Annotated in this window: 8 protein-coding genes and 1 pseudogene; 3 read left to right on the top strand and 6 right to left on the bottom strand. The window is 51.2% G+C overall.

What is annotated here, in order from left to right; translation table 11 throughout:
- Positions 1-623 precede the first annotated feature (623 nt).
- The 6 genes and pseudogenes from argH to recA all read right to left on the bottom strand — a co-directional run bounded on the left by argH (position 624) and on the right by recA (position 7,132).
- The gene (gene argH, locus Q0340_RS08060; protein ID WP_298082884.1) at positions 624-1,997 is read right to left on the bottom strand and encodes an argininosuccinate lyase; all 1,374 of its coding nucleotides are present in this window, start codon (positions 1,995-1,997) and stop codon (positions 624-626) included.
- A gap of 191 nt (positions 1,998-2,188) precedes the next feature.
- Positions 2,189-2,813 (bottom strand): annotated as a pseudogene (locus Q0340_RS08055) (NAD(P)H-dependent oxidoreductase).
- Positions 2,814-2,822: 9 nt separating this feature from the next.
- Positions 2,823-4,013, bottom strand: a complete 1,191-nt coding sequence (locus Q0340_RS08050) for a hypothetical protein (RefSeq protein ID WP_298082882.1) — start codon at positions 4,011-4,013, stop codon at positions 2,823-2,825.
- Positions 4,010-4,837, bottom strand: coding sequence for a hypothetical protein (locus tag Q0340_RS08045; protein WP_298082881.1), 828 nt, complete (start codon positions 4,835-4,837; stop codon positions 4,010-4,012). The genes Q0340_RS08050 and Q0340_RS08045 overlap by 4 nt, the downstream gene beginning before the upstream one ends.
- 1 nt (position 4,838) lies before the next feature.
- Positions 4,839-6,089, bottom strand: a complete 1,251-nt coding sequence (gene eno, locus Q0340_RS08040; protein ID WP_298082883.1) for a phosphopyruvate hydratase — start codon at positions 6,087-6,089, stop codon at positions 4,839-4,841.
- Positions 6,089-7,132 (bottom strand): recombinase RecA, encoded by a 1,044-nt coding sequence (gene recA / locus Q0340_RS08035; protein ID WP_177387156.1) that lies wholly within the window; start codon positions 7,130-7,132, stop codon positions 6,089-6,091. Before recA ends, eno begins: the two co-directional genes overlap by 1 nt.
- 291 nt (positions 7,133-7,423) lie before the next feature.
- On the opposite strand from recA, the gene Q0340_RS08030 reads away from it, so the two are divergent.
- From Q0340_RS08030 to Q0340_RS08020, 3 genes are all read left to right on the top strand, one after another.
- Positions 7,424-8,320, top strand: a complete 897-nt coding sequence (locus Q0340_RS08030; RefSeq protein ID WP_298082880.1) for a menaquinone biosynthesis family protein — start codon at positions 7,424-7,426, stop codon at positions 8,318-8,320.
- Between the two features lie 349 nt (positions 8,321-8,669).
- The gene (locus Q0340_RS08025) at positions 8,670-8,849 is read left to right on the top strand and encodes a hypothetical protein (protein WP_298082879.1); all 180 of its coding nucleotides are present in this window, start codon (positions 8,670-8,672) and stop codon (positions 8,847-8,849) included.
- A gap of 66 nt (positions 8,850-8,915) precedes the next feature.
- Positions 8,916-9,707, top strand: coding sequence for a UDP-N-acetylmuramate dehydrogenase (locus tag Q0340_RS08020; RefSeq protein WP_298082878.1), 792 nt, complete (start codon positions 8,916-8,918; stop codon positions 9,705-9,707).
- The last annotated feature ends 94 nt before the right edge of the window (positions 9,708-9,801 follow it).

Below are 9,801 nucleotides of genomic sequence, written 5' to 3'. Positions count from 1 at the left end.
AAAACGCCCTCCATGTTTAAATTTGCTTCGATTCAGCCTCACTCCTACCTCCACGACGCGCAGAAACGAAGAAAATGCCGCTTCATTTGCTTCGATTAAATTCCATTCGCGCCTTATCGATTACGTGCACACCGTTTAACGCTTAAATTTACTTCGATTAAATTCCCGCTCCCGAAAAAATCCGATCCGCCGTCATTAATCTTTGGGTTTAAATTCAATTCTACTCCGCGCAGCATTCGGCACCAGTTAAAACTCGCCAACAAAGCCCGCTCGCGCCTTTCCATCCGCACTCAAGCAACCTAGCGGCGGCACGCTTTTTTAAAATTTTATCTCACTGCCTAAATTTGCAACCAAGCACTCCATTTTGCGCTGGCTCGGTATTTTAAATTTAACTTTATAACCTCAAGCGCCCGCTCTAAAGCTAGCTTAGAGTGCGCTATCATTTTTAAATTTGCGCAGTAATTACCTGCGGCGGGTGCTTAAAACACCGTCGCGAGGCCTGCTCTGCACGCAGCAGACGTATTACATAGCTCGCCGAATTTTAAAATTTAAAACCGCGGCTATGAAATTTCAAAGCTACGAGCGCTAAATTTTAAAATTTCGCCGTACTTAACCCCTTAAATTTACCCTTTCAGCCACTCGTTTAAAATTTCAATCTGCGCCGCAATGCTCTCATTTGCCGTACCTCCTTGCGACTTGCGCGCCTCCTTAGAAGCGTTTAGATCAAGAAATTTAACCGCACCCGCACCCAAGCTTTCATCCACGCTTGCAAGCTGCTGCGCGTTTAGCTCGCTAAGATCCAAACCCAAATTTTCCGCATACGCCACGGCCTTGCCCGTGATGAAGTGCGCCCGGCGAAACGGCACGTTTTTCTCCCGCACGAGATAATCAGCCAGATCGGTCGCCGTGAGGTGCCCGCGCCTGGTCATCGCGAGCATATTTTGCTCGTTAAATTTAGCCGTTTTTAGCATCTGTTTTAAAATTTCAAGGCTCGCAAGCGCGGTGGCGACGCTATCAAAAACGCCCTCCTTGTCCTCTTGCATATCCTTGTTGTATGCTAGCGGCAAGCCTTTCATCACTGTTAGCAGCGCGACGAGATTGCCGTTTACGCGCCCCGCTTTGCCGCGGATTAGTTCGCACACGTCGGGATTTTTCTTCTGCGGCATGATCGAGCTGCCCGTGCTGTACGCGTCGCTGATCGTCACAAAGCCGAACTCCTGCGAGCTCCACAAGATGAGCTCCTCGCACAGGCGCGACGCATGCGTCATCAGCACGCTTACGTTAAACAAAATCTCCAGCGCAAAATCGCGGTCGCTGACGCTATCCATCGCGTTTGGCGTCACTCCCGCAAAGCCGAGCTGCTGCGCGACCAGCTCGCGATTTATCGGATGCGGCGTGCCGGCAAGTGCAGCCGAGCCCAGCGGACAGAGGTTGTTTCGCTCGCGCGAGCTGGCAAAGCGCTCGTAGTCGCGGCGAAACATAAACGCGTAAGCTAGCAAATGATAGGCAAGGCTCACGGGCTGAGCATGCTGAAGGTGCGTGTAGCCTGGCATCAGCGTGTCCGCGTGCTTGCTAGCTATATCTCGCAGAGCCTCTACTAGCTCGCGAGTTTTTTCGGCAATCTGAGCGCCGCTTTTAAGCACATAGAGGCGAAAATCAAGCGCGACCTGATCGTTTCTGCTGCGCGCGGTGTGCAACCTGCCGCCAAGATCGCTTCCGATGAGCTCGCTTAGGCGCTTTTCGACCGCCATGTGGATGTCCTCGTCGGCGGTTTTAAACTCAAATTTACCGCTTTTTATCTCTTCAAACACGGCGTCAAGCCCCGCGACGATCTTTTCGCTCTCGTCAGGCTTTAATATCCCGCAGGCGCCGAGCATTCGAGCGTGCGCCTTGCTGCCTGCAATATCCTCCTGCCAAAGCGCCCTATCAAAGCCGATCGAGGCGTTAAACTCCTCCAAAAGCGCCGAACTCGCCTCGCTAAAGCGCCCCTCCCACATTTTTTTCACGCTCGCTCCTTCGTTTAAATTTTCGGTGATTTTATAAAATTTTAAATCTCGCCGCACAAGATTTGCGGGCGAGAAAAAAGGTTAAAGCGCGGTAAATTCCTAAAAATGCGCGCGCCACGCTTTCGCACTCGGTTTGGAATTTACTGCGCCTCAAGCTTAGCGATTCAAAAGCGCTTGCTAGCTTATTCGATCCACTTTACTACGTCATCCATGCTGCGGCGGATCTTTTGCGGCTGCGGATTTACGCGGTAGCCGAAAGGCACGAGCAGCGCCACGCGACGCTCATTCCATTTCAGATCCAAAATCTCTCCGAGCGCTGCGCGATCAAAACCCTCCATCGGGCAGCTGTCGATGCCGCGGCTTGCGGCCTCGTTCATCATCGCAAGTGCTGCGAACATGCACTGCGCGTGCGACCAATTAAATAGCTCCTCATCGTCGTTGTGAAAATAACCGCTTAAAAAATCTTGATAAAATTTATGCCTCGATATATTTGGGCGCTTCATCTTTTTTACGCGTAATCATTCGCTCGATATAATCACTTCCTAGCTTTATGTCCTTGATCTTTGCTAAAATCACGACCAGATGTGAGCAAGAGGTGATCTGCGGCTGATTCCACGATTTTTCGCGGATCTGCTCGCGCAGCGCCTTGTTTTGCACAACCAAAAAGTCCCATTGCTCTAGCCCCGTAGAACTAGGTGCTAAGATGCCTGCCTGTAAAATGGCGTCAAAATCGGCTTTACCGATTTTTTTGTTCTCGTCAAAAATTTTGCACGCGTGGCGAAATTTCATAATCTCTAAATGTGTCATAGTCTCTCCTTAATTAGAATTTTTGTAAATCAAATACCCGCCATCTTTGCGTCTGATGCTGAGGTTGCCCTCATGCGAGCGCACGCCGATGCGGTAGTAGCCGTCCTCTTTGGTGACGTTGATGTCGCTAAAGCCGCCGATATTTACAGCAAAGCTCGCGCCGCTAAGCGGGATCTCTTGGCGCCAAAACTCAGCCTCAAGCGCGCCCGAAGCGTTTGCGTCGGAGCTTTTGAAATCGTCTGCGGTGATGAGCTGCACGCTGTCTTTGCGGATGACGAATTTTAGTCCATCGTCAAATTTAAGCGTCTCTAACGGCAGCTCCAGGCGCGGCGCGAAGCTAGGCGTGATGCCACTTTGCGAGGCCTGCTTTTGTAAATTTGGATCAGTCGAAGTAACCGAGACGTCCAGTGCCCTATGTAGTGCAGGTTTGGCGCTCGCGCTTAGCACGAAATCATCGTGCCAATCAATCGAGCGATTGATATCAACGATCTTTTCGTGTAAGACCCCGTCGTCGTCCCTATATCGCACGATCAGGCTTTCGATCGTAAGGGCGTCGGAGGGAAGCGCAAAGGTTTGCTGCGTGAAATTTTTAGGCGCGGGCGTATTTTGTGGCGTGGCGGCGGAGCTTTGCGCCGGATTGGAATTTTGCGGAGCAGATTGCGCGTTTTGTTGCATAGTGGAGTTTTGCGCCGTAGAATTTTGAGCTGTAGAATTCTGTACCGCCTTAAAATTTTGCGCTACCGTAGAATTTAGCTCGCTTACTTCTGGCACGATCGGCAACTCATCAGGAGGCGGAAGCGTCACAGCTGAAGGCTGCGCAGAAGAGTTCAGCTCCGTTTTTATGACCTGCGAAGGAGTACCGATGCCCGCTTCGGGCACAGAAGCTTTTTTTTCGGTCTGCGAGAGCTGTGCGCTCACGGCTTTTTTGGCGACGCTTGTTTTGACGCTAGAATTTGCTTCTGCGGCGCTTTTTTGCATTGCTGCGATAGGACTTTTAGATGTTTCAGGTCTCATTACAGCTTGCTTTTTAGCGTTTGGGCTTTGCGCACCTGTTTTTGGCTCTTTAATCGCCAAATCGGTAGAATTTTGCTCTTTTACCGCGACGATGTTAGGTTTCGTAGCGTTTGAATTTGCGCCATTTAAATTCTCTGCGTTTAAAAAAGCGCAAAGACCTAAAATTAGTAAAGAAATTTTTCTCATTTTTTAAGGTCCGGATCGAGCGAGCGACGCTCTAAATAAAGCTTTTGCAGCTCAGCGTTTTCCTCTTTTAGCCGCTCGACGTCGGTGAATAAAAACGCCTTTTCTTTTTGCAGCTGGCGCAGCACTTCAAACGATCGCTTGCCAAATAGCACGTCACCCACGAAGATGCCCGCAAAAACGACGCAGATGATCAGCGCAAGAGCTGCAAAAATCTGCTTAAGTGGTGAAAACGGATTGATAAAATTCAGCCGTTCTTTTAAATTTTTACGCTTTTTTAAAGCTTTTTTAGCGGCAGGATCTGCGTTTTGCGGCGCAAAAGAAAATCCTTGCGTGGCATAATTTATGTCTTGCGCCGCAAAGCCCGTGCCATTAAAGCCATGCTCTACGCTCTGAGCCGCAAAATCCGCGTCGTTTGGGAAGCAGTTTTCTTTAGCGTATAACTCTGCACTCTTTAAATCGCCGCCCCCAATAAATTCCGCGCTGTAAAGGTTCGCGTCTGCTTGCGCGCTGCCTTCGTAGTTTCCGCTTGCAGCGGAGCTTTTACCACTTAAATTAGAGCTGCTGCTTGTGGCATCAGAGGCAGAGCCTGCTTCGTCTACGCCGTGTGAGGTTCCGTTGCGATTTTTGCGGAAGCCAGCCCCTACCGCGCTAAAGCCTCCGCCAAAATTTTCATCGCTATAAAATTCTTCATCGTCAAAAAAATCGTCCTCGTCAAAGTCTGCGTCTGAATATCCGCCTTGCGTGTCCGTATAATCCGCTCCGTCCGTATAGGTGTGCTGCGCGCCGCTCTTTAAGCCCCGCTTGGACTTTTTTTTAAAAAACATTTTAAATTTGATTTCCCAAAAACTCGTCCGTCTCGCGCTCGATCTCAAGCAGGCGGTTGTATTTTGCGTTGCGTTCGCTTCTTGAGGTCGCGCCCGTTTTGATTTGGCCCGTATTCATCGCGACGGCGAAGTCCGCGATAAAGCTATCCTCGCTCTCGCCGCTTCTGTGGCTCATCACGCAGCGGTAGCCTTTGCGCTGCGCTAGGCGGATCGTCTGCATAGTTTGGCTAACAGTGCCGATTTGATTTGGTTTGATCAAAATCGCGTTGCCTACGCCTTTGGCGATGCCTTCGCGTAAAATTTTCTCGTTCGTTACAAATAGATCGTCGCCCACGAGCTGCACTTTAGAGCCAAGCTTGCTAGTTAGCTTCGCCCAGCCCGCCCAGTCGTCCTCGCTTAGGCCGTCTTCGATCGAAAATATCGGATACTTCTCGCAAAGTTGCGCGTATCGCTCGATCAGCTCTTCGCTGCTAAATTCCTTGCCCTCTAGCTTATATTTGCCGTTTTCGTACAGCTCGCTAGCCGCGACGTCAAGGGCTAGCTTGATCTGCTCGCCTGCCTTGTAGCCCGCTTTTTCGATAGCTTGCATGATTAGTTTGATCGGCTCTTCGTTATCGTTTAAATTTGGCGCAAATCCGCCCTCGTCGCCCACTGCCGTGCTGTGACCGGCTGCGTTTAGAAGGCCTTTTAGCGTGTGGTAAATTTCGCTCGCCGCTCGCAGCGCGTCGCTAAATTTATCAAATCCAAACGGCATAATCATAAATTCTTGAAAATCCACGCTGTTGTTCGCGTGCGCGCCGCCGTTGATGATATTAAACATCGGCACCGGCAGTACGCTAGCGTTCGCGCCGCCCAGGTAGCGATACAAAGGCACGTCAAGGCTCTTTGCCGCCGCGCGCGCTACCGCCATAGATACGCCAAGCACGGCGTTCGCGCCTAAATTTGAGTAGTTGTCGGTGCCGTCAAGCTCTCTCATCTCATCGTCAAGCGCCTTTTGACCAAATGCATCCAACCCGATCACGGCCTCGGCGATCTGAGAATTTACGTTTTCAACAGCCTTTAGCACGCCCTTGCCGCAGTATCTATCGCCCCCGTCGCGAAGCTCCAGCGCCTCGCGTTTGCCCGTGCTTGCGCCGCTTGGCACTATCGCGCTTGCTACGGTGCCGTCGCTTAGAGCCACGGTCGCTTTCACGGTCGGGTTGCCACGGCTATCTAGTACCTCTATCGCATAAACATCTTCGATATAAATCATCATTCATCTCCACTTTGTAAATTTTCTTCATCGTCCGCGTCTGCGCTAAAATTTACGCTGCCCATCTGCTCGCGGATTTTAGCAGTGATCTCTTCGGCGACAGCAGGGTTATTCTCTAGATAAATTTTAGCATTTTCGCGCCCTTGACCTAGCTTAGTGTCGCCGTAGCTGAACCACGCACCGCTTTTATCAACGATGTCGAGCTTGACGCCGTAATCGATCAGCTCGCCCACCTTGCTGATGCCCTTGCCGAACATTATGTCAAATTCCGCGATCTTAAACGGCGGCGCCACCTTATTTTTCACGACCTTGACTTTGGCGCGGTTGCCGATGCTCTCTTCATTTTGTTTCAAAGTAGCGATCTTGCGTATGTCGATGCGCACCGAAGCGTAAAATTTAAGCGCATTGCCGCCGGTCGTCGTCTCTGGCGTGCCGTAGCCCATCGCGCCGATCTTCATACGGATTTGATTAATAAAGATCACAGTCGTATTCATCTTATGCACGACGCCGGCGAGCTTACGCAGCGCCTGGCTCATAAGTCGCGCCTGAAGCCCTACGTGCTGATCGCCCATGTCGCCCTCGATCTCGTTTTTCGGCGTGAGCGCGGCGACGCTATCTACGACGATAAGATCGATCGCGCCGCTTTTTGCTAAGGTTTCTACGATGTCGAGCGCCTGCTCGCCGAAGTCGGGCTGAGAGACGTAGAGATTGTCGGTATCAACGCCTAAATTTGAAGCATATTTGACGTCCAGCGCGTGCTCGGCGTCTACGAATGCGCAAATTCCGCCCGCCTTTTGGCACTCTGCGATGATATGAAGCGTAAGCGTCGTCTTGCCCGAGCTCTCCGGCCCGTAAATTTCGATGATACGTCCCTTCGGCACGCCGCCGATGCCAAGCGCGATGTCAAGCCCCACAGAGCCCGTAGAGATGGCGTCTATCGGCTCGACCTGCTTATCGCCCAGCCGCACCAGCGTGCCCTTGCCGAAAGCTTTGTCGATCGATTTTAGCGCCGCATCCAGCGTCTTTTTCTTTCCCTCGTCCATGTTTTTCCTTAAAAATAAATTCACCTGATTTTACCAAATTTGAAATGAATTTTTGATTATTCGCCCAAATTCGGCGCGGCATCGGAATTTGAAATTCTTAAGGAGTGCAAAAAGCTCTGCGCGGCAAGCGGAGAACATTAAATTTAGCCTTTTAAACGAGCCCTGTTTTTCACGTTTTTCTTTAGAAATTCCGCATTTTTATGAGGGCTGTAGCAAAATTTCACTATAATTTCGCAACATTTTGGAATTAGGCCGCGCGCGAAATTTAAAGCGGAGCAAAAAGGATAAAATTTGAAGATTTTTAAGCATATAAACGTCGCTCACTCGCCGGATGCGGATGATATTTTTATGTATAAGGCGATTGATTTTGGTTGGGTGAGCTCCAAAAATCTAAAGCTTAGCGCAACGGCGCTTGATATCCAGACGCTAAACGACGAGGCGCTAAAGGGCACCTATGAGGCCACGGCGATTAGCTTCGCGCTATATCCGCTTATCTGCGACGAATACGCGCTTTTGCGCACGGCGGTGAGCTTCGGCGAGGGCTACGGCCCAAAGCTAGTTAAGAAAAATGGTGCGGTTTTAAAGCGAAATTTCAAAGTCGCGCTAAGCGGCAAACACACGACAAACGCCCTGCTTTTTCGCATGGCGTACCCGCAGGCGCGCATAGTTTATAAAAATTTCCTAGAAATCGAGGGTGCGGTCTTAAGCGGCGAAGTGGACGCGGGCGTGCTGATACATGAAAGCATTCTTGACTTTTCGGACGAGCTTTGCGTGGAGCGCGAGATCTGGGATATCTGGAGCGAGCTAGCGGGCGAAAATCTGCCGCTGCCGCTAGGAGGCATGGCGGTTCGTCGCAGCCTGCCGATAACGGATGCCATCGAGTGCGAGCGCGTGCTAACGGAGGGCGTGCGTATCGCCACCGCGCATAAGCCGTTTTTGTCGCACATGCTCATGGAGCGAAATCTCATCCGCGTGGACGACGCAAAGCTAGAAAAATATCTGAGCCTTTATGCCAACGAGGCCTCGATCGAGCTTTCGGGGGTACAAATAAGGGCGGTGGATAGGCTGTTTGAGCTTGGTTACGAGCGCGGATTTTACCCTGCGCCGATTAGCGCGCAGGAGAATTTTATCCCGCGCGAATATAACGAGATCCGTTTCGCGGACTGCGGCGGGCAAAACCCGATGTAAAGGCGGGCGAGGTTAAAATTTAGCTGAAATTTGAGCCTTGCTTCGGCTGATTTTGCTCGGAACACTGCCCCTTCGTTTCGGCTAAATTTCTAGGCGTTAAAGGGTTTGCACCTCGGCTAAAATTTACTTCGGCGTAAAAGCAGACGCGCGGTAGAATTTTATATCGTTTTTGACGTGCGGTAATCCGCTTTAGAAATTTAGCCGTAGAGGGCGACGTGGATTTAAATTTGCGCGCAAATTTAACGCCGAGCCTTCCGCGGATTTTGCCGCCAAGTTCGTCAATCAGCCGCGTGCCGTGGCGTTATTTGTCGCCACGTAATATGTCGCCTTAATTTATGGCTACGCGGCGATGAAATTTCACGGCGCGGAGATACATTGCGCGGCTGTATTTTGTGCCGCAGAGTGCGAGCTGTGCGTGCGACATAGTGCGCTGCTGAAATGTATCGCAATCGAGCTAAATTTAATCGCAGCAGCAGCGTTAAATTTTGAAATAGCGTTCGCGTTTAGTACCGCGCGGCGGTATCACTAAATTTTAAAACGATACGCGGCGAGCGGCAAGCGCGAAATTTAGAAATGAAATTTAAAAGGCAAAATTTTGAAAATAAAGCAGATAGATTTTAGCAAATACACCTCCGTGCGCATCGGCGGGAGCTTTGCGGTGCAAATTTTAAAAGACGAGGCCGATTTTGCGGAGTTTGAGAGTATCCGCGAGCGCGCGATCATCGGCGGCGGCAATAATCTGCTCATCTCGCCCGCACCGCCGCACCTTGCGATGCTAAGCGAGGAGTTCGATCGCATAAGCTTAAGCGGCGATGTCCTTAGCATCGGGGCTGCGACGAAGTCGGGTAAAATTTATAATTTCGCCAAAAAGCAGGGCCTCGGCGGCTTTGAGTTTTTGCGTAACATCCCGGGCCAGCTCGGCGGGCTAATCAAAATGAACGCAGGGCTTAGCGGCGCGAGCATCAGCGATAGCCTACTTGCCGTGCGCCTGGCTCGCGGCTGGGTGGAGCGCGAGCGGATAAGCTTCGGCTACCGAAGAAGCGGGATCGAGGAGGCGATTTTGGGCGCCGAGTTTAAAATTTCGCGCGGCTTTGATGCCGAACTCGCCGCGGATTTCGCCGCCAAACGCGCCAACCAGCCAAAGGGAGCAAGCTTTGGAAGCTGCTTTAAAAACCCGCCGAATGACGCCGCGGGTAGGCTGATCGAAGCGGCGGGGCTTAAAGGCCACGCGATCGGTGGAGCGAAATTTAGCGAGCAGCACGCCAATTTCATCATAAATTTCGGCAGCGCAAGCTTTGAGGATGTGATGAGCCTGATAGAGCTTGCTCGCGAGCGGGTTTTGCATCGCTTCGGCATCGCGCTCGAGCTAGAGGTTAAAATTTTATAGTTCAAGCGCAGACTTTGCAGGCTAAAGCGACGAAGAGGCGCGACGAGCGAGCGTAGCGCGCACGGCGGCGAGGAGATAAAAAGCTGCGTCTATA

Source organism: uncultured Campylobacter sp. (assembly GCF_938045595.1).
In the GTDB taxonomy this organism is placed as follows: Bacteria; Campylobacterota; Campylobacteria; order Campylobacterales; family Campylobacteraceae; genus Campylobacter_B.
This window is presented reverse-complemented; position numbering and strand designations above follow the sequence as displayed.

Bases quoted from the DNA above. Each gene is read 5' to 3' on its own strand.
- recA (WP_177387156.1), bottom strand. From the start codon at position 7,132: ATGGACGAGGGAAAGAAAAAGACGCTGGATGCGGCGCTAAAATCGATC.
- eno (WP_298082883.1), bottom strand. From the start codon at position 6,089: ATGATTTATATCGAAGATGTTTATGCGATAGAGGTACTAGATAGCCGT.
- argH (WP_298082884.1), bottom strand. From the start codon at position 1,997: ATGTGGGAGGGGCGCTTTAGCGAGGCGAGTTCGGCGCTTTTGGAGGAG.
- Q0340_RS08050 (WP_298082882.1), bottom strand. From the start codon at position 4,013: ATGAGAAAAATTTCTTTACTAATTTTAGGTCTTTGCGCTTTTTTAAAC.
- Q0340_RS08045 (WP_298082881.1), bottom strand. From the start codon at position 4,837: ATGTTTTTTAAAAAAAAGTCCAAGCGGGGCTTAAAGAGCGGCGCGCAG.
- Q0340_RS08025 (WP_298082879.1), top strand. From the start codon at position 8,670: ATGAAATTTCACGGCGCGGAGATACATTGCGCGGCTGTATTTTGTGCC.